The sequence below is a fragment of the Enterobacter sp. 22499 genome (assembly GCF_052044815.1).
In the GTDB taxonomy this organism is placed as follows: Bacteria; Pseudomonadota; Gammaproteobacteria; order Enterobacterales; family Enterobacteriaceae; genus Enterobacter; species Enterobacter bugandensis.
The window spans coordinates 1116616-1136467 of the sequence record NZ_JBQENR010000001.1 but is presented as its reverse complement, the minus strand read 5'-3'; the positions used below and the strand labels follow the sequence as shown (position 1 = coordinate 1136467).

The following is a 19852-nucleotide window of genomic DNA, read 5'->3' as shown; positions in this document are numbered from 1 at the left end:
TTTTAGACTCCTGATTCGCGATAGTGGACGTCGCTGACGGCACGCAGACGCTCTGCCGCCTGTTCCGCCGTCAGGTCACGCTGGGTTTCCGCCAGCATTTCATAGCCCACCATAAATTTACGCACCGTTGCAGAGCGCAGCAGGGGCGGATAGAAATGGGCGTGCAGCTGCCAGTGCTGATTCTCTTCGCCGTTAAACGGCGCGCCGTGCCAGCCCATGGAGTACGGGAAGGAGCACTGGAACAGGTTGTCGTAACGGCTGGTCAGCTTTTTCAGCGCCAGCGCCAGGTCGTCGCGCTGCGCGTCGCTGAGATCGGTAATGCGCTGAACGTGCGCTTTCGGCAGCAGCAGCGTCTCAAACGGCCAGGCGGCCCAGTAAGGCACGACCGCCAGCCAGTGTTCGGTTTCCACTACGGTACGGCTGCCGTCAGCCAGCTCGCGCTGGGTGTAGTCCACCAGCATGGGGGAGCCGTTTTCTGCGAAATAGTCCTTCTGGAGACGGTCTTCACGCTCGGCTTCGTTGGGCAGGAAGCTGTTTGCCCAGATCTGGCCGTGCGGATGCGGGTTAGAGCAGCCCATCGCCGCGCCTTTGTTTTCGAACACCTGCACCCACGGATAGCTCTGCCCCAGCTCAGCGGTTTGCGCCTGCCAGGTGCTGACCACCTCTTTCAGCGCGTCCACGCTCAGCTCCGGCAGCGTTTTGCTGTGATCGGGCGAGAAGCAGATCACGCGGCTGGTACCGCGCGCGCTTTCGCAGCGCATCAGCGGGTCGTGGCTCGCGGGGGCATCCGGGGTATCGGTCATCAGGGCGGCAAAATCGTTGGTAAACACGAAGGTGCCTTTGTAGTCCGGGTTTTTATCCCCGGTCACGCGCGTGTTGCCCGGACAGAGGAAGCAATCCGGGTCGTGCTGCGGCAGGGTCTGTTTTGCAGGCGTCTCCTGCGCCCCCTGCCAGGGACGCTTGGCGCGATGCGGAGAGACCAAAATCCATTGCCCGCTTAGCGGGTTAAAACGACGATGCGGATGATCGACGGGATTAAACGAAGTCATGACGGATCCTTAGTCCGGATAACCCTGCGGGTGGCGTGACTGCCAGTGCCAGGTATCCTGTGCCATTTCATCAAGCGTGCGGGTGACACGCCAGTTAAGTTCTTTATCGGCTTTGGTGGCATCGGCCCAGTAAGCAGGCAGGTCGCCATCACGACGCGGAGCGAAGTGGTAGTTCACCGGCTTACCGCAGGCTTTGCTGAAGGCGTTAACCACGTCCAGCACGCTGCTGCCGACCCCGGCACCGAGGTTATAAATATGCACGCCCGGTTTGTCAGCCAGCTGCTGCATGGCTGCAACGTGGCCGTCTGCTAAATCCATCACGTGGATATAGTCACGCACGCCGGTGCCGTCTTCGGTAGGGTAGTCATTGCCAAAAATGGCCAGCGACTCGCGACGGCCTACCGCCACCTGGGCGATGTACGGCATCAGGTTGTTCGGAATGCCCTGCGGATCTTCACCCATATCGCCAGACGGATGGGCGCCAACCGGGTTGAAGTAGCGCAGCAATGCGATGCTCCACTCCGGCTGGGCTTTTTGCAGGTCGGTCAGGATCTGCTCTACCATCAGCTTGCTTTTGCCGTATGGGCTTTGCGGCGTACCGGTCGGGAAGCTTTCAACGTAAGGAATTTTTGGCTGATCGCCATAGACGGTGGCGGAGGAGCTAAAGATAAAGTTTTTGACGTTTGCCGCGCGCATGGCGGAGATCAGACGCAGGGTACCGTTGACGTTGTTGTCGTAATACTCAAGCGGTTTCGCAACGGATTCACCGACCGCTTTCAGCCCCGCGAAGTGGATCACCGCTTCGATGGCGTGGTCGTGAAGGATTTCGGTCATCAGCGCTTCGTTGCGGATGTCGCCTTCCACGAAAGTCGGCTGTTTACCGCCAAGACGTTCAATCACCGGCAGCACGCTGCGCTTACTATTGCACAGGTTGTCGAGGATGATCACATCGTGACCATTTTGCAGCAGCTGCACACAGGTATGACTTCCGATGTAACCGCTACCACCTGTTACCAGAACTCGCATAATTCGCTCCATTGGGCCTATGGTATGTAATAACCATAGCATAACAGAGACGCAAAAAGTGTGACATGGGATAAAATAGTGGAATCGTTTACACTCGTTTTCACACTCGCTTTTTCGATGACGTAGAGCATTCTAGATCAAAGGGATAGCGATGTATTGATGCAAGTTATCTGAAAAGAGGAGGGCGGTGCCCTCCGCGGTTAATCTACGTTGCTGAGAAGGTAGCGATAACCCTCACCGTCCGCGACAAACTCGAGGCGGTGGGTGATGCAGGCGGGGGCATCTTCGGAATGGTGTGAAACGAACAGCAGCTGCGTTTCACCTTCGCTAATCAGCACGTCCACAAAGCGGCGGACCAGCTGTCGGTTAAGCGGATCCAGCCCCTGCAGCGGCTCGTCGAGGATCAGGAGCGTAGGGTGTTTTACCAGCGTGCGAACGATCAGTGCCAGGCGCTGCTGCCCCCACGACAGGCTATGAAACGGCGCGTCAGCCACCCGGTTATCCATCCCCAGAATATCCAGCCACTGCTGAGCCAGCTTGTGCTGTTTATCTGACACCGCCTGATAAATGCCGATGGAATCAAAATAGCCGGAAAGGATCACGTTGCGTACCGTGGTACTGACCCGGTAATCCAGATGCAGGCTGCTGCTAACGTAGCCAATGTGCTTTTTGATATCCCAGATGGTTTCGCCGCTGCCGCGACGGCGGCCAAACAGCGTCAGATCGTTACTGTAGCCCTGCGGGTGATCGCCGGTTATCAGGCTCAGCAGCGTGGATTTCCCCGCGCCGTTGGGACCGACAATCTGCCAGTGTTCGCCAGGATTAACCGTCCAGCTGAGGTGATTCAGGATCGGTCGTTCGTCATAGGAGACTACGCCATCGCGCAGGACGATAAGCGGCTGCCGGGGATCGAGACCGTGGCGTGCTGCCAGCGCGTCGGGATCCGGCAGCGCAATGCCCGCCAGCTTTTCGCTGTGCGCAAGCTGGGCAATCAGCGCCTGTCGGAGCAGCGCGGACTTTTCTCCGGTTTCGATCAGGCTACAGTCTGCCAGCACGCCCGCGTTCTGCACGAAGTCAGGAATTTCATCAAAGCGGTTCAGCACCAGTACGATCGTATAGCCTTCCTGATTCAGAGAGTCCAGCAGGGCAGCCAGCTGGGCGCGGGAGTGGACATCCAGCCCGTCAAAGGGCTCATCCAGAATCAGCAATTCCGGCTGGCTCATGAGCGCCTGGCACAGCAGCGTTTTCCGCGTCTCGCCGGTAGAGAGGTACTTAAAGCGCCGGTTCAGCAGCGCGGAAATGCCAAACTGTTCCGCCAGATGCTGACAGCGGGCGGGATCTTTCACCTCATCCTGAATAATTTCCGCCGTCGTGCGGCCGGTATCTTCTTCGCCAGGACTGAGTAAATCGGTATTGTTGCGCTGCCACTCGTCGCTGACCAGCTTCTGCAGCTGTTCAAAGGACAGGCGCGTCAGGCGCGTGAAATCGCTCCGGCATTCGCCTTTGAGAAGGGTAAGCTCTCCGGCGAGCGCGCGGGCCAGCGCGGATTTACCGCTGCCGTTAGTGCCGACAAACGCCCAGCTTTCACCCGCGCGTATTGTCAGATCGGCAATCGTCAGTGTTCGGGTATCGCTAAGACGAAACGTACCTTGCGAAATATGCAATGATGACATGATGTATCCCATTTTTTGCAGCAATTGATATCAGGGATACGCACTGTCGTCACGATTGTCAATGCGCTCAGCACAATGTGGCGATAATCACCCGGTCCGCGTTGAAATATGCGGTGACGACAGCACCTTCTTCTAAATCGTTCGCCTCGCTGAGCGGGACCGTGGCGCAAAGCGCCTGTCCGTCTGCCAGGGGCATCAGCACTTCGCACTGCTCCTTGCCGCGTTCGATATGGCTGATGGTGCCCCGCAGCTGGTTATCAGCCGCCTTTGCTTTGTCCGGGTCGCGTGTGATATTGACCCAGGGTGCTTTCAGCAACACCAGCACCTCTTTACCTTCATCCAGGTCAAGGCGCTCTGCGCTCTGGGCCGTTATCGCCGCTTTCAGACGGGTGACACCATCGGCAAGCAGGATCTCAACATGCTGCTGTACCTGGAGATTATCGCGCGCCGTCACCGTACCAAACCACTGGTTGCGGGCGCTGGTCTGCAACGAGAAGCGGGAAATGGCTGCCAGCAAGCTGTCCAGCGGAACGTTGTCGTCGTCACTCAATACATCGAACGCTTTTTGCTGAATCTGGCCCAGGAGATCGTAGAGCTGAATCAGGCGCAGGCCGTAGCGTGTGACAACAGCACCTCCACCGCCTTTGCCCCCTGTGGCTCTGTCCACCAGCGGATGCTCGCTCAGGGTGTTCATGTCATTGATGGCATCCCAGGCGCTTTTATAGCTAATCCCGGCGTTCTTAGCGCCCTGGCTAATTGAGCCGGTTTGTTCTATCTGTTTAAGCAGGGCAATACGTCGGGGATCGGCGAAAAGCTTTTGCTGAAGTCGGAGAGTAAGAAGAATTTCGGCCTGCATAACAGTGTCCTGGCAAAAAGAATATTGTGACCCAAATGGTGCAGGGCGCAAAGGGCACCGCACAAAAGGGGATGTTTTTCTTACTTTTCAGGGTAGAATAGCCCATTCACAAAATCTGGAGAAAACCATGTTAGAGTTGTTGAAAAGTCTGGTATTCGCCGTGATCATGGTACCAGTAGTGATGGCCATCATCCTCGGTGCCATCTACGGCCTGGGTGAAGTGTTCAACATCTTTTCGAATATCGGTCACCGAGACCGTGCGAAAAAGCAGCATTAATTTCCCACAAAACGCCCGGCTTGCCCGGGCGTTTTGCTCTCAAGCTTTTCTTACTTTCGCCGATATAATTTAACGTAACACACCATGTTACCCCTTGAGCGGTACGAATTACCGCTGGGATCTCCCTGACGATATCGTTATATTAATATGTATATAACGCTACTCACAGGAGTTACAGATGGCACGTTCATGGGTACGCCTTTTCGCAGGGGCAACGCTGATGCTTTCACTTACCGGACACGCGCTGGCGGACGAAGGTAAAATTACGGTCTTTGCGGCGGCGTCGTTGACCAACGCGCTGCAGGATATTGCGGCGGCGTATAAAAAAGAGAAAAACGTCGAGGTAGTCTCCTCTTTTGCCTCTTCCTCTACGCTGGCACGGCAGATAGAAGCGGGCGCTCCGGCAGATCTGTTTATCTCTGCTGACCAGAAGTGGATGGACTACGCGGTGGAGAAGAAATCGATTGATGCGGCGACCCGCGAAACGCTGCTGGGCAATAGCCTGGTTGTGGTTGCACCGAAGGCCAGCGCGCAGGGTGAAATCACCATCAATAAAGAGACAAACTGGACCCGCCTGCTGAACGGTGGCCGTCTGGCGGTGGGTGACCCGGAACACGTTCCGGCCGGGATTTACGCCAAAGAAGCGCTGCAAAAGCTGGGCGCGTGGGAGACCCTGTCATCAAAACTGGCCCCGGCGGAAAATGTGCGCGGCGCGCTGGCGCTGGTGGAGCGTAACGAAGCTCCGCTGGGCATTGTGTATGGTTCCGATGCCGTTGCCAGCAAGGGCGTAAAAGTGGTTGGCACCTTCCCGGAAGACTCCCACAAGAAAGTGGAATATCCTGTGGCGATTGTTGATGGACATAAAAATGCGACCGTAACGGCCTTCCGCGATTATCTGAAGGGGCCGGAGGCGTCCGCAATCTTTAAACGTTATGGATTTACGACTCACTGATGATACTGACCGATCCTGAATGGCAGGCTGTTCTGCTGAGCCTTAAAGTCTCTTCCCTGGCGGTTGCGCTGAGTTTGCCCTTTGGGATCTTTTTTGCCTGGTTACTGGTTCGCTGTCGGTTCCCCGGCAAAGCGCTGCTCGACAGCGTCCTTCATCTTCCCCTGGTTTTACCGCCCGTGGTGGTCGGTTATCTGCTGCTGATTTCGATGGGGCGACGCGGTTTTATCGGCGAAAAGCTTTACGACTGGTTCGGAATCACCTTTGCCTTTAGCTGGCGCGGTGCGGTACTGGCGGCGGCGGTGATGTCATTCCCGCTGATGGTCAGAGCGATCCGCCTCGCGCTGGAAGGCGTGGATATGAAGCTCGAACAGGCAGCCCGCACGCTCGGTGCCGGGCGCTGGCGCGTCTTTTTTACCATCACGCTTCCGCTTACGCTGCCGGGCATCATTGTCGGGACGGTGCTGGCGTTCGCCCGCTCGCTGGGCGAGTTTGGTGCGACCATCACGTTTGTGTCGAACATTCCCGGCGAGACGCGGACCATCCCATCGGCCATGTATACCCTGATTCAGACGCCAGGGGGAGAGAGTGCCGCAGCGCGGCTGTGTATCATCTCTATCGTATTAGCCCTGGTTTCGCTGCTGGTTTCTGAATGGCTGGCACGGCTAAGTCGCGAACGGATGGGGAAATAACGATGCTGGAACTGAATTTCACCCAGACGCTGGGAAACCATACCCTGACGCTTAACGAGACGCTGCCTGCAAGCGGCATCACCGCCGTCTTCGGCGTGTCGGGCGCGGGTAAAACGTCTCTGATTAACGCCATCAGCGGCCTGACGCGCCCGCAGTCAGGGCGCATTGTCCTGAACAACCGCGTCCTGAATGACGTGGAGAACAAGATTTACCTTTCGCCGGATAAACGCCGCATCGGCTATGTTTTTCAGGACGCGCGCTTGTTCCCGCACTACAGCGTGCGCGGCAACCTGCGCTACGGCATGGCGAAAAGCATGGCCGGGCAGTTTGATAAGCTGGTGACGCTTTTAGGCATTGAACCCCTGCTCGACAGGCTGCCGTCCTCGCTCTCCGGCGGGGAGAAACAGCGTGTGGCTATAGGCCGCGCGTTGCTGACCGCCCCCGAACTGCTGCTGCTCGACGAGCCGCTGGCCTCGCTGGATATTCCGCGCAAGCGTGAGCTCCTGCCGTACCTGCAGCGTCTGACCCGCGAAATTAATATTCCGATGCTCTACGTCAGCCATTCGCTGGATGAGATCCTGCATCTGGCCGACAAAGTGCTGGTGCTGGAAGAGGGCTGCGTGAAGGCCTTCGGCAACCTGGAAGAGGTGTGGGGCAGTAGCGTGATGCACCCCTGGTTACCCAGGGAACAGCAGAGCAGCATCCTGAAGGTGAGCGTTCTGGAGCATCATCCGCACTACGCGATGACCGCCCTGGCGCTGGGCGACCAGCATCTTTGGGTCAATAAGATCGACAAACCGTTGCAGTCCGCGCTGCGGATCCGCATCCAGGCATCGGACGTCTCGCTGGTGCTGCAGCCGCCGCTGCAAACCAGTATTCGAAATATTCTGCGCGCCAAAGTGGCGGAGTGTTTTGATGATAACGGGCAGGTAGAGGTGAAGCTCGACGTGGGCAGCAGGACGCTCTGGGCGCGCATCAGCCCGTGGGCCAGGGATGAGTTGGCAATCAAGCCCGGCCTGTGGCTTTACGCGCAAATCAAGAGCGTTTCGATCACCGCCTGATTACAGCAGGTGGGTATAAATGTACTGCGCGATGCTATCGGTGGTGTTGTCGCCAATCACCACGTTAGCGCGCGCTTTTACCGCGTCGTCGGCATTGCCCATCGCCACGCCCGTACCGACGGCTTCCAGCATGCTGATGTCGTTGTAGTTGTCGCCGAAGGCGATCGCGTCCTGCATTGACCAGCCCTGCGATTCCACGTACTGCTTCAGACGCTTGCCTTTGCTGTTGCCTTTGCGGGCAATATCCACCTGATCGTGCCAGGACCATTCGCACTCCAGCCCCAGCGTGTCCTCGACGTGTTTCGCGAAGGTATTCAGCTTGGTGGTGTCTTCATCCGTCAGGGCAAACTTCCAGATAGCCTCAACGTCCTGGGCCGCCTGACGCAGAGAGGAAACCTGGGTAAAGACCGGACGCTGCGCTTCTGGCAGGGACAACGCCCAGTTGCTGGTGCGTACCACATGGCCGGTTGGGCGCTCGTACACCATCGCGTTATCCACATACATCAGGCCGTGAACGTTATGCTCATCCAGCAGATCAATCAGCTGCAGCGCCTGGGGAACCGGTAGCGGGTCGGAGGCTAAAACCTTTTTTGCCTGATAATCATACAAATAAGTGCCATTACAACAAATTGCAGGTGTATCCAGCGCCAGTGCCTGATAAAAAGGGTGAATGGCAACGTGATGTCGACCCGTTACGATAAGGAGTTGATATCCCACTTCCTGCGCGCGTTTAAGCGCTTCAAGGGAGGAGGGGAGCAGGGTTTTCTGAGGGGTAAGTAATGTTCCGTCTAAATCCAGTGCAATCACACGCGAGGTCATTTGTTCTTCCGGGTTAATGTTGAATTTTAGGTCTCAGGGGATGTTACACCGAGAGTAAATCGCTGCAAAATTCCTGGCTAAAATTCAGCATTCACCGTTAAAAATAATCACTTTCACGTGCAGTGAGGAAAGGAGTATTCATGAAACAAACCGTTTATACCGCCAGTCCTGAAAGTCAGCAGATCCACGTCTGGCGCTTGAATGCAGAAGGTTCGCTCACGCTGGTTCAGGTTGTTGATGTACCGGGCCAGGTGCAACCGATGGTCGTCAGCCCGGATAAACGTTTCTTATACGTGGGTGTGCGCCCGGAGTTTCGCGTGCTGGCCTACCGCATCTCTCCTGACGACGGCGCGCTGACCTACACCGCTGAAGCGCCACTGCCGGGCAGCCCAACCCACATCTCGACCGATCGTAAAGGCCGCTTCATTTTTAGCGGTTCTTACAATGCCGGTTGCGTCAGCGTGACCCGTCTTGACGATGGTATTCCGGTAGAAACTGTCGACGTGGTGGAAGGGCTGGAAGGCTGCCATTCGGCGAATATCTCCCCGGACAACCGCACGCTGTGGGTGCCTGCGCTGAAGCAGGATCGAATCTGCCTGTTCACCCTGAGCGACGATGGTCACCTGGTGGCGCAGAATCCTGCTGAAGTCACCACCGTTGAGGGCGCAGGTCCTCGCCATATGGTATTCCACCCGAACCAGCAATATGCCTACGTCGTTAACGAACTGAACAGCTCGGTGGACGTATGGGAGCTGAAAGATCCAAACGGCCAGATTGAGTGCGTGCAGACGCTGGATATGATGCCGTCTGACTTCTCTGACACTCGCTGGGCGGCAGATATTCACATCACGCCGGATGGTCGCCATCTGTACGCCTGCGACCGCACCTCCAGCCTGATTACCGTGTTTAGCGTCTCCGAAGATGGCAGCGTGCTGGCTATTGAGGGCTTCCAGCCAACGGAAACCCAGCCGCGCGGCTTTAATATCGATCACAGCGGTAAATACCTGATTGCGGCGGGACAGAAATCCCACCACATCGCGCTGTATGAAATCAAAGGCGAGCAGGGCCTGCTGGAAGAGAAAGGACGCTATGCGGTAGGTCAGGGGCCAATGTGGGTGGTGGTTAACGCTCACTAAGCGGCTTAAAACAAAAAAACCTCGCGGATGCGAGGTTTTTTTATGCCCGGTGGTAGCCGGGTGAGCACATCAAAACGTAACCAACAGGGTCATCATAATGTCGACTCAAGGCGATGTAAATTCATCGTCAACGAACAAAGGAGAACACGGAATGATCAGTAAATAGTATATAAATAATAATCAGTCACTTAAGTGCTTTTGCTTTATAAATTCCTAAATTGGTTTTAACTGTTTTTATGTACAGTAGTGATTTGATATCATTCTGTGCGTTGGTTCGATGTGTTGCAGTTCCGCAATTCAGGATCCTTTTTAAGTCCTGGCTGTCGGGTGGTGCCGACGGTGCCTAAACTGCGGAGCACATCAAAACATAACCAACACACCTCTGGTGACAGGCAGCGGAAAGATAAACCAGAGGAGAAGTGCTCTATACCAAAGGAGTGGCGTATGAGCGGTGTGGAATGGGCAATTCTGTTCCTGCAACTCATGGTTGCGATTATGCAACTATTGGATGCGTATCTTAAGTTTGGAGCCTGACGCATTCAGTCGCAGTAAAAAGGGGGATTAAACTCCCCCTTTTACTCTCATCTCGTTACTGCTTCGGCTCAGCAACCACGTTGCTGCCCAGACCGCGGTTGTTGTATTCCCACATGCGGTTGAAGTTCGCGTCGTTCAGGTTGCGCTGCACGTTTCCTTTATCGTCCACCGCACCGGTGTTGCCGGAGAACGGACGTTTGGAGACAGCCGCATCAGCCCACGGCTTCGCCACGTTAAAGCCTTCGTTGATCACGCTGTCGCGGATAACGACCTGGCCGTTGGTCGCAGAGTCCACGTCCAGGGAGCGGCCCAGCTGCGCCACGCCGTCACCGGCCGCGTTAAAGCGGCTGTTCACGGCCAGGAAGCCGTAAAACAGGTTAGACTGGGTTGCCGGAGCAAACACATAGCCTTCCTGCTGGGTACGGGAATTCACCACGCGGAAATCGGTGTTATCAAACACCACCGCGCCGCGACCGGACACCAGATCCACGTCACCTTCAACGTAGCTGTTGGTCACCAGCGTGCGGGTCAGACGGTTGTTCTGCAGCGTGTTCTGTACGCCGCTGTTGGTCACGAAGAAGGTGTTCTGACGGCCCAGAATATTGACGTTGTTAATCTGCACCTTATCGCCGTCGCTACGCAGCGCCACGGCCTGATGGTTACCGGCATCCACGCTGTCACCCAGGGTATTCTGAATGGTCAGGTTCTGCAGTTGCAGGCCATTATTCTGCGACCAGAACACCGCCGAGCACATCACGCCAATGGTGGCGGAACGCTTGCTCTGGCAGTTATCAAACATATACCACGCCGGTTTGCCCGGCATATATTTGCCTGCCGGGTTCACCAGGTGACGCCAGGCGGTGCTGTCGATTTCGGAATCAATCGCCAGGCCAATTTTTACGTCGATGGCTTTTTCACCCAGACCGTAAATCGTAATGCTGCCAGGAGCCGCCGGAACATACACGGTGCCTTCGTATTCACCCGGCAGGATCGCGATGTACTGGCGAGACGCGCTGTGTTTAGTGATTGCCGCGTCAACCGCTGCCTGGATAGTGGTATGCGTTACGCCCTGCGCGCCAGCCGGGCCAACAACGAAGTCAGGCTGTTTAGGCAGGTTAATAGAAGACGGTGTCCACGGCGCGGCGTTAGGATCCATCGCCGAGAAGTAATGGGTGCGGTCGAAATTCTTCGCTTCATCCGCGGACAAAATCGGGCGGGAGGCGGTACCGGGCGCTACCTGCTCAGAAGGACGCTGATCCGGTGGTGTAGAACTGCATGCGGATAATGTCACGCCAAAGGCGAGCGCTAACGCCAGACGGGAAATCCTGGAAATGTTCAAGGTGAAGCTCCTGGGTATGCAAGTCTTTACGGGATAGACGAAATAGCCTGCTTTTTTATACTAAGTTGAGCGAAACGGGAAGATAAAAAGGGTAAAAGTTGCATTTTTTGCCCGGAGGTGACGGGAAAGTCATCACAAATAAATAACATTTTCCCTTAAGGCGGTTGACAGCAGACGATGGATGCAAATAAATGTCTATACAACCCATGACAAGTGGAATGCCCATGCAGCTTCAACCTGACGATGTTATATGGCGAAATGCGCGCCTGGCAACAATGGTTCCCGATACATCCGCGCCTTATGGCCTGAAAGAGCAGCACGCGCTGGTCGTGCGCGGCCAAACTATCCTTGGCGTGCTTCCTGAATCTGACCTTCCTTCCGGACACCGTCACGTCATCGATCTTGAGGGACGTCTGGTCACGCCTGGCCTGATTGACTGCCATACCCATCTGGTATTTGGCGGCGACCGCGCGGCGGAGTGGGAACAGCGTCTGAACGGCGTCTCTTACCAGACCATCAGCGCTCAGGGGGGCGGGATTAACGCCACCGTGACGGCAACGCGCAGCAGTTCCCTGGAAACCCTGCTGAAACTTGCGCAGCAGCGGCTCCAGCGTCTGATGAATGAAGGTGTAACGACCGTTGAAATCAAATCGGGATACGGACTCAACGCCGAGGCCGAAGAGAAGATGCTGCAGGTTGCCCGCCAGCTGAGCCTCGATAATCCGGTTGATATCAGCCCAACGCTGCTGGCGGCCCATGCGGTTCCGCCGGAATACCGACAGGATCCGGATGCGTACCTCGCGCTGGTTTGCGAGCAGATCCTGCCCACGCTGTGGCAAAAAGAGTTATATGAAGCAGTAGACGTGTTTTGTGAAAACGTCGGCTTTACCCCGTCGCAAACCGAGCGCCTCTTCCAGGCCGCCGCCGCGCTCGGTATCCCGGTGAAAGGGCATGTTGAACAGCTGTCGAATCAGGGCGGAGCGGCGCTGGTCAGCCAATATAACGGACTGTCGGCCGATCATATCGAATATCTCGACGACGCGGGCGTGCAGGCGATGGCGCAAAGCGGTACGGTTGCGGTACTGCTCCCCGGCGCGTTCTATTTTCTGCAGGAGCGCCAGCGTCCGCCGGTTGATCAGCTCCGAAAACGTGGTGTGCCGATGGCCGTCGCCACCGACTATAACCCCGGCACCAGCCCGTTTGCCAGCCTGCACCTGGCGATGAATATGGCCTGCGTCCAGTTTGGCCTGACGCCCGAAGAGGCCTGGGCTGGCGTCACGCGCCATGCGGCGCAGGCGCTGGGCCGCGGCGCAACGCACGGGCAGCTGCAGTCGGGGTTTGTCGCTGATTTTATCGTCTGGGATGCTCACCACCCGGTGGAGATGGTCTACGAGCCGGGACGCAATCCGCTGTATCAACGTATTTTCCGTGGGGAGGCAGTATGAAGTTATGGCGGCCCGTCGCCGAAACGGTCTGGCAGGGGCGAGACGACAGCGCCGAAGCCAGCAATGCAACGCGCATTTTCCAGACGATACAACAGCAGGCGCAGTTCACGCCGCTTTCATCCGGCATCGCGCTGATAGGCTTTGAATGCGATGCAGGTGTTAAACGCAATCAGGGCAGGCCCGGCGCCGCGCAGGCCCCTGATATTCTGCGCAAAGCGCTGGCGAATATGGCAAGCCATCAGGGACACGAACGGCTGGCGGATATGGGCTCGGTGTACGTTGAAGGCGATGAGCTTGAACCCGCGCAGCGGGCGTTAAGCGATGCCGTGACGGCCTGCCAGCAGTCCGGGATGCGCACGCTGGTGTTTGGCGGCGGGCATGAAACTGCCTGGGCGCATGGACGGGGTGTTCTGGATGCATTCCCCGGCGAGCGCGTGGCGGTGATAAACCTGGATGCGCATCTCGATCTGCGCAAGGCCGACCGGGCGACGTCCGGCACGCCGTTTCGTCAGCTGGCGCATTACTGCGCTGAGCGCGGGCGGGCATTTCAGTACGCCTGCTTTGGCGTGAGCCGGGCGGCGAACACGCAGGCGCTGTGGGATGAGGCCGAGCGCCTGAACGTCACGCTGGTGGAGGATCTTCATTTCAGACGCGAGGCATTATCGGCGCTGGAAAAGGTGCTGGCGCAGGCCGATCGTGTCTATCTGACGATCGATCTGGACGTCCTGCCCGCGGGCGAAATGCCTGCCGTTTCCGCCCCTGCGGCGTTAGGCGTCCCGGCAATGGATCTTATGCCGGTTATTGAACAAATCTGCCGCAGCGGTAAGCTGCAGGCCGCCGATCTGGTAGAGTTTAACCCGCAGTACGATCGGGACGGACAGGGCGCAAAGCTCGCTGCCCGTCTGGCCTGGCAAATTGCTCACTGGTGGGCATAACACTATTAAAGGAGTCACGATGTTTTCACGCTCACCCCTGCCGCAACCGAGCCCGCCCGCGCCTTTTTATGAAAAGGTGAAGCAGGCGATCAGCGAAAAGATTGCTACCGGCGTCTGGCGCCCGCACGATCGCATTCCGTCGGAGGCCGAGCTGGTGGCGCAGTTCGGTTTTAGCCGGATGACCGTCAACCGGGCGCTGCGCGAGCTCACCGACGAAGGACTTCTGGTGCGCCTGCAGGGCGTGGGGACGTTCGTGGCGGAACCGAAAGGGCAGTCCGCCCTGTTTGAAATCCGCAGCATTGCCGATGAGATAACCTCGCGTAATCATCAGCACCGCTGCGAAGTGCTGGTGCTGGAAGAGACCCAGGCCAGCGCCGAGCAGGCCGTTGAGCTAAATGTCAAAGAGGGTAGCCGCATCTTCCACTCTGTGATGGTGCATTTTGAAAACGACATTCCGGTGCAGATTGAAGATCGCTGCGTCAACGCAGAGCGGATACCGGAATACCTGAACCAGGATTACACCCACACCACGCCGCACGCGTATCTCTCGCTCGTTGCACCGCTCACGGAAGGGGAGCACATTGTGGAGGCCGTACGCGCGACGCCGCAGGAGTGCGAGCTGTTGCGCATTAAAGAACACGATCCGTGCCTGCTGATCCGCCGTCGTACCTGGTCATCATCGCATATCGTGTCGCATGCCCGACTGCTTTTCCCGGGGAACCGTTACCGGCTGCAGGGCCACTTTATGTCATAAGTTTTATAAGCGTGATCGCTAACGCAATATAACAAAATTGTATCTTTTTTGTTAAATCCGACCTTGTGTGTGCTTGTCTATACAAGTATATCTAAATGCATCATCTGTCCCTTATGAGGAGCACACAATGTCGTCAGGTAAATACCGCCAGCAGGACGTCCGCGCCGCGCGCGGCACCACGCTTACTGCCAAAAGCTGGCTCACCGAAGCCCCGCTGCGCATGTTGATGAACAACCTTGATCCTGAGGTGGCGGAAAACCCCCACGAACTGGTGGTCTACGGCGGCATAGGCCGTGCCGCACGCAACTGGGAATGCTATGACGCAATTGTAAAATCCCTGACCGAACTCGAACACGACGAAACCCTGCTGGTGCAGTCCGGCAAGCCGGTTGGCGTATTTAAAACCCATAAGAACGCGCCGCGCGTGCTGATCGCCAATTCTAACCTCGTGCCGCACTGGGCCACCTGGGAACACTTCAACGAGCTGGACGCGAAAGGGCTGGCGATGTATGGCCAGATGACCGCCGGGAGCTGGATCTACATCGGCAGCCAGGGGATTGTGCAGGGCACCTACGAAACCTTCGTGGAAGCGGGGCGTCAGCACTATAACGGCTCGCTGAAGGGCCGCTGGGTGCTTACCGCCGGTCTGGGCGGGATGGGCGGCGCGCAGCCGCTGGCCGCCACGCTGGCCGGCGCGTGCTCGCTGAACATTGAATGCCAGCAGAGCCGCATTGATTTCCGTCTGCGTACCCGTTACGTCGACGAACAGGCCGAGAATCTCGATGACGCGCTGGCGCGCATCAAAAAATACACGTCCGAAGGCAAAGCGATGTCGATTGCCCTGTGCGGTAACGCGGCGGATATTCTGCCGGAGCTGGTTGCCCGCGGCGTGCGTCCGGATCTCGTTACCGACCAGACCAGCGCCCATGACCCGCTGCACGGTTACCTGCCAAAAGGCTGGACGTGGGAAGACTACCAGCAAAAAGCGGAAACCGACCCTGAAGGCACGGTACTGGCGGCTAAGCGTTCGATGGCGGAACACGTCTCCGCGATGCTGGCCTTCAGCCAGTTGGGCATTCCAACCTTTGACTACGGCAACAACATCCGCCAGATGGCGAAAGAGATGGGCGTGAATAACGCCTTCGACTTCCCCGGCTTCGTGCCTGCCTATATCCGTCCGCTGTTCTGCCGCGGCATCGGCCCGTTCCGCTGGGTGGCCTTGTCCGGCGATCCGCAGGATATCTACAAAACTGACGCTAAAGTGAAGGAGATCGTCGCAGACGACGAACACCTGCACCACTGGCTGGATATGGCTCGCGAACGCATCAGCTTCCAGGGCTTGCCGGCGCGCATCTGCTGGGTAGGGCTGGAGTGGCGGCAAAAGCTGGGTCTGGCCTTCAACGAAATGGTGCGCAGCGGTGAAGTCTCCGCGCCTATCGTCATTGGCCGCGACCATCTGGACTCCGGCTCCGTCGCCAGCCCAAACCGTGAAACCGAAGCCATGCGCGACGGATCTGACGCGGTCTCCGACTGGCCATTGCTTAATGCCTTGCTGAATACCGCCAGCGGCGCCACCTGGGTCTCTCTGCACCACGGCGGCGGCGTCGGGATGGGCTTCTCCCAGCACTCAGGTATGGTCATTGTCTGTGACGGAACCGATGAAGCGGCCGCGCGCATCGCCCGCGTGCTGCACAACGACCCGGCAACCGGCGTGATGCGTCACGCGGATGCGGGTTACGAGATTGCCATTGACTGTGCCAAAGAGCAGGGACTGAACCTGCCGATGATCCCTGCCACACAAGGAAAGCATGCATGAACGCGTTAACACTCACTCCCGGCTCGCTGACGCTCAAACAGCTGCGTAACGTCTGGCGCCAGCCGGTCACCCTTTCACTTGATGAAAGCGCCCACGCCGCGATAAACGACAGCGTCGCCTGCGTAGAAGCGATTGTTGCCGAAGGGCGCACCGCCTACGGGATTAACACCGGCTTTGGCCTGCTGGCGCAGACCCGCATCGCCACGCACGATCTGGAAAACTTACAGCGTTCGCTGGTGCTGTCGCACGCGGCAGGCGTCGGCCAGCCGCTGGATGATGAGATTGTCCGTTTGATGATGGTGCTCAAAATCAACAGCCTGGCGCGCGGTTTCTCGGGCATTCGCCTGAGCGTGATCCAGGCGCTGATGGCCCTGGTGAATGCAGAAGTCTATCCGTGGATCCCGGCAAAAGGTTCCGTCGGTGCCTCCGGCGATCTCGCCCCGCTGGCGCACATGTCGCTGCTGCTGCTGGGTGAGGGCAAAGCGCGCTGGCAGGGCGAGTGGCTCCCTGCGAAAGAAGCGCTGGCAAAAGCCGGCTTAACGCCAATCACTCTCGCGGCAAAAGAGGGGCTGGCGCTGCTCAACGGCACGCAGGCGTCGACGGCCTTTGCGCTGCGCGGCCTGTTTGAAGCGGAAGATCTGTTCGCCTCCGCGGTGGTGTGCGGTGCGCTGACCACCGAGGCGGTGCTCGGCTCGCGTCGTCCGTTTGACGCGCGTATTCACGCGGTGCGCGGCCAGCGCGGGCAGATTGATGCCGCCGCCATGTACCGCCACGTGCTCACCGACACGAGTGAGATTGCGGATTCACACCATAACTGCGAGAAGGTGCAGGATCCGTATTCCCTGCGCTGTCAGCCGCAGGTGATGGGCGCGTGCCTGACGCAGCTGCGCCAGGCAGCAGAGGTGCTGCTGGTGGAGGCCAACGCGGTCTCCGACAACCCGCTGGTATTCGCCGAGGAAAACGAGGTGGTCTCCGGGGGCAATTTCCACGCCGAGCCGGTGGCGATGGCGGCGGATAATATCGCGCTGGCGATTGCCGAAGTCGGGGCGTTATCCGAGCGCCGCATCGCGCTGATGATGGATAAACACATGTCCCAGCTGCCACCGTTCCTGGTGCGTAACGGCGGGGTTAACTCAGGCTTTATGATCGCTCAGGTGACGGCCGCAGCGCTGGCAAGCGAGAACAAAGCCCTGTCGCACCCGCACAGCGTGGACAGCCTGCCAACTTCGGCGAACCAGGAAGATCACGTTTCGATGGCACCCGCTGCCGGGCGTCGTCTCTGGGAAATGGCCTCCAACACCCGCGGCGTGCTGGCGGTGGAGTGGCTGGCGGCGTGTCAGGGTATCGATCTGCGCGAAGGGCTTAAATCCAGCCCGCTGCTGGAGCAGGCGCGCCATGTGCTGCGCGAGCACGTCACGCATTACGATGACGACCGCTTCTTTGCGCCGGATATTGATAAGGCGATGCAGCTTCTGGAAGAGGGACGCCTTGTAGGACTGCTACCTTCGGTGCTGTGATGTTTTGCCCGGTGGCGCTGCGCTTACCGGGCCTACGAATGCGAAATCCAGGCCGGGTAAGGCGTAGCCGCCACCCGGCTTTTTTCAGGAATACATCGCCGTAATCGACGCGCTCCCCAGGGAATGGAAATGCACGTTAAACCCGACCATCGCGCCGCTCGCGCCTTCATCGATCTCAATCTTCTCCACATCCAGCGCGTGCACCGTGAAGATATAGCGGTGGGTTTCCCCTTTTGGTGGCGCTGCGCCGCCGTAGCCCGCTTTACCAAAGTCAGTGCGCGTCTCAATGGCACCTTCAGGCAGGGCAACCAGGTCTGAACCGGAACCCTGCGGCAGCACGCGCGTGTCGGCGGGCAGGTTCGCCACAACCCAGTGCCACCAGCCCGAGCCGGTCGGCGCGTCCGGGTCGTAGCAGGTCACGACAAAGCTTTTGGTTCCTGCAGGAACGTCGTCCCACGCCAGGTGCGGGGAGATATTATCCCCCTGATAGCCCATGCCGTTGAAAACGTGGCGTTCGGGGAGTTTTTCACCGTCGCGCAGATCTTTACTAATGATTTTCATACGGTTTACCCTCGTTATTCACTCGTTCAGGAAGTGTAACGCATGGAATTAAATCGCGAAATGCGCGGGAATGTTAACGGCTGTTACGACCGCGTCGGTTAATTTACGCAACTGCTCCGGCGTGATGCTGTACGGCGGCATCAGGTAGATAAGCTTGCCGAAAGGCCGCACCCAGACGCCCTGCTCAACGAAGAAGCGTTGCAGCGCCGCCATGTTCACCGGGCGGGTGGTTTCAATCACCCCGATGGCACCCAGCACGCGCACGTCCGCCACAAAATTCGCCCCCGAGGCGGCGCTCAGCTCTCCTTTCAGCTGTGCCTCAATCGCCGCGACCTGCGTCTGCCACTCGCCGCTCTCCAGAATGGCGAGGCTTTCGCTTGCCACGGCGCAGGCCAGCGGGTTGCCCATAAACGTCGGGCCGTGCATAAAGCAGCCCGCCTCGCCGTCGCTGATGGTGTCGGCAACCTGATGAGTGGTGAGGGTGGCGGAGAGCGTCATGGTGCCGCCAGTCAGCGCTTTACCCAGACACAGAATATCCGGCGCAATGCCCGCGTGTTCGCAGGCAAACAGCTTGCCGGTGCGGCCAAAGCCGGTGGCAATTTCATCGGCAATCAGCAGAATGCCCTCGCGGTCGCACATCTTGCGAATGCGCCTCAGCCATTCCGGATGGTACATCCGCATTCCGCCCGCGCCCTGCACGATCGGTTCGAGAATAACGGCGGCGATTTCATGGCGATGCGCCGCCATCAGCCGCGCGAAGCCCACCATGTCCGTCTCGTTCCATTCACCGTCGAAGCGGCTTTGCGGCGCAGGGGCAAACAGGTTTTCCGGCAGATAGCCCTTCCACAGGCTGTGCATGGAGTTGTCCGGATCGCACACCGACATCGCCCCGAAGGTATCCCCGTGATAGCCGTTGCGGAAGGTGAGGAACCGCTGGCGCGTTTCGCCCTTCGCATGCCAGTACTGCAGCGCCATCTTCATCGCCACTTCCACCGCCACCGAGCCGGAATCGGCCAGGAAAACGCACTCCAGCGATTCAGGCGTCATCGCCACCAGGCGACGGCATAAATCCACCGCGGGCTGATGGGTGATCCCGCCAAACATCACGTGCGACATCTGGTCAATCTGGGCCTTCATCGCCGCGTTCAGGCGCGGATGGTTGTATCCGTGAATGGCCGCCCACCAGGAGGACATTCCGTCAACCAGCCGCTCGCCGCTGGCGAGATGCAGCTCGCAGCCGTGGGCAGAGGCTACCGGATAGACGGGAAGGGGGCGGGTAGTGGAGGTGTAAGGGTGCCAGATATGCTGCTTGTCGAAGGCGAGATCGTCCTGGGTCATAATCGACTTGTAAACCATTTTGAAAAGTTTTAGGTTTACGAGTATAAACCGAACCGAAAATTAACAAAACCCTTT

19 protein-coding genes are annotated in these 19852 nt (G+C 58.1%); 11 read left to right on the top strand and 8 right to left on the bottom strand.

All coding sequences use genetic code 11. From position 1 onward, the window contains the following. Positions 1–2: 2 nt before the first annotated feature. From galT to modE, 4 genes are all read right to left on the bottom strand, one after another. A complete protein-coding gene (galT, locus tag ACTJI7_RS05565; protein ID WP_048957134.1) occupies positions 3–1049 on the bottom strand; it encodes a galactose-1-phosphate uridylyltransferase in 1047 nt (348 codons plus the stop codon). Between the two features lie 9 nt (positions 1050–1058). Then, positions 1059–2075 carry a UDP-glucose 4-epimerase GalE gene (gene galE / locus ACTJI7_RS05560; RefSeq protein ID WP_041910754.1) on the bottom strand — a complete coding sequence of 339 codons (1017 nt, stop codon included), beginning with the start codon at positions 2073–2075 and terminating at the stop codon, positions 1059–1061. 200 nt (positions 2076–2275) lie between these two features. Next, on the bottom strand, positions 2276–3748 hold the full coding sequence (gene modF, locus ACTJI7_RS05555) for a molybdate ABC transporter ATP-binding protein ModF (protein WP_440669835.1): 1473 nt from the start codon (positions 3746–3748) through the stop codon (positions 2276–2278). A 67-nt stretch (positions 3749–3815) separates the two neighbouring features. Then, positions 3816–4604 (bottom strand): molybdenum-dependent transcriptional regulator, encoded by a 789-nt coding sequence (modE, locus tag ACTJI7_RS05550; protein WP_047367754.1) that lies wholly within the window; start codon positions 4602–4604, stop codon positions 3816–3818. A 127-nt stretch (positions 4605–4731) separates the two neighbouring features. Here modE and ACTJI7_RS05545 point away from each other — a divergent pair, with 127 nt between their 5' ends. The 4 genes from ACTJI7_RS05545 to modC all read left to right on the top strand — a co-directional run bounded on the left by ACTJI7_RS05545 (position 4732) and on the right by modC (position 7583). Beyond that, positions 4732–4881 carry an AcrZ family multidrug efflux pump-associated protein gene (locus ACTJI7_RS05545; protein ID WP_041910751.1) on the top strand — a complete coding sequence of 50 codons (150 nt, stop codon included), beginning with the start codon at positions 4732–4734 and terminating at the stop codon, positions 4879–4881. Positions 4882–5059: 178 nt separating this feature from the next. Further along, a complete protein-coding gene (modA, locus tag ACTJI7_RS05540) occupies positions 5060–5833 on the top strand; it encodes a molybdate ABC transporter substrate-binding protein (RefSeq protein WP_440669833.1) in 774 nt (257 codons plus the stop codon). Then, positions 5833–6522 carry a molybdate ABC transporter permease subunit gene (gene modB, locus ACTJI7_RS05535; RefSeq protein WP_041910749.1) on the top strand — a complete coding sequence of 230 codons (690 nt, stop codon included), beginning with the start codon at positions 5833–5835 and terminating at the stop codon, positions 6520–6522. The genes modA and modB overlap by 1 nt, the downstream gene beginning before the upstream one ends. 2 nt (positions 6523–6524) lie before the next feature. Beyond that, positions 6525–7583 (top strand): molybdenum ABC transporter ATP-binding protein ModC, encoded by a 1059-nt coding sequence (gene modC, locus ACTJI7_RS05530; protein WP_063154688.1) that lies wholly within the window; start codon positions 6525–6527, stop codon positions 7581–7583. On the opposite strand, the gene ACTJI7_RS05525 is transcribed toward modC, so the two are convergent. Next, on the bottom strand, positions 7584–8402 hold the full coding sequence (locus ACTJI7_RS05525) for a pyridoxal phosphatase (protein WP_049001166.1): 819 nt from the start codon (positions 8400–8402) through the stop codon (positions 7584–7586). Between the two features lie 140 nt (positions 8403–8542). On the opposite strand from ACTJI7_RS05525, the gene pgl reads away from it, so the two are divergent. Both pgl and tisB read left to right on the top strand, forming a co-directional pair. After that, a complete protein-coding gene (gene pgl, locus ACTJI7_RS05520; RefSeq protein WP_041910746.1) occupies positions 8543–9538 on the top strand; it encodes a 6-phosphogluconolactonase in 996 nt (331 codons plus the stop codon). Between the two features lie 444 nt (positions 9539–9982). Continuing rightward, positions 9983–10072 carry a type I toxin-antitoxin system toxin TisB gene (gene tisB / locus ACTJI7_RS05515; RefSeq protein WP_023332440.1) on the top strand — a complete coding sequence of 30 codons (90 nt, stop codon included), beginning with the start codon at positions 9983–9985 and terminating at the stop codon, positions 10070–10072. A gap of 55 nt (positions 10073–10127) precedes the next feature. On the opposite strand, the gene ACTJI7_RS05510 is transcribed toward tisB, so the two are convergent. Beyond that, a complete protein-coding gene (locus ACTJI7_RS05510; protein WP_063154687.1) occupies positions 10128–11411 on the bottom strand; it encodes a putative acyl-CoA thioester hydrolase in 1284 nt (427 codons plus the stop codon). A 224-nt stretch (positions 11412–11635) separates the two neighbouring features. Here ACTJI7_RS05510 and hutI point away from each other — a divergent pair, with 224 nt between their 5' ends. From hutI to hutH, 5 genes are all read left to right on the top strand, one after another. After that, entirely contained in the window at positions 11636–12856 is a 1221-nt protein-coding gene (gene hutI / locus ACTJI7_RS05505) for an imidazolonepropionase (protein ID WP_063154686.1), read from the top strand. Continuing rightward, entirely contained in the window at positions 12853–13791 is a 939-nt protein-coding gene (gene hutG, locus ACTJI7_RS05500; protein ID WP_063154685.1) for a formimidoylglutamase, read from the top strand. The genes hutI and hutG overlap by 4 nt, the downstream gene beginning before the upstream one ends. Before the next feature lie 19 nt (positions 13792–13810). Continuing rightward, complete coding sequence (locus tag ACTJI7_RS05495) at positions 13811–14545, top strand: histidine utilization repressor (protein ID WP_047367758.1); 735 nt, start codon at positions 13811–13813, stop codon at positions 14543–14545. A 127-nt stretch (positions 14546–14672) separates the two neighbouring features. Then, positions 14673–16361 (top strand): urocanate hydratase, encoded by a 1689-nt coding sequence (hutU, locus tag ACTJI7_RS05490; RefSeq protein ID WP_063154684.1) that lies wholly within the window; start codon positions 14673–14675, stop codon positions 16359–16361. After that, the gene (hutH, locus tag ACTJI7_RS05485; RefSeq protein ID WP_047367760.1) at positions 16358–17878 is read left to right on the top strand and encodes a histidine ammonia-lyase; all 1521 of its coding nucleotides are present in this window, start codon (positions 16358–16360) and stop codon (positions 17876–17878) included. The genes hutU and hutH overlap by 4 nt, the downstream gene beginning before the upstream one ends. A gap of 84 nt (positions 17879–17962) precedes the next feature. Here the strand turns inward: hutH and ACTJI7_RS05480 are convergent, their stop codons facing one another. Further along, the gene (locus ACTJI7_RS05480; protein WP_063154683.1) at positions 17963–18439 is read right to left on the bottom strand and encodes a kinase inhibitor; all 477 of its coding nucleotides are present in this window, start codon (positions 18437–18439) and stop codon (positions 17963–17965) included. Between the two features lie 48 nt (positions 18440–18487). Continuing rightward, positions 18488–19777: an adenosylmethionine--8-amino-7-oxononanoate transaminase gene (gene bioA / locus ACTJI7_RS05475; RefSeq protein WP_416173953.1), complete on the bottom strand. Its 1290-nt coding sequence runs from the start codon at positions 19775–19777 to the stop codon at positions 18488–18490. Positions 19778–19852 lie beyond the last annotated feature (75 nt).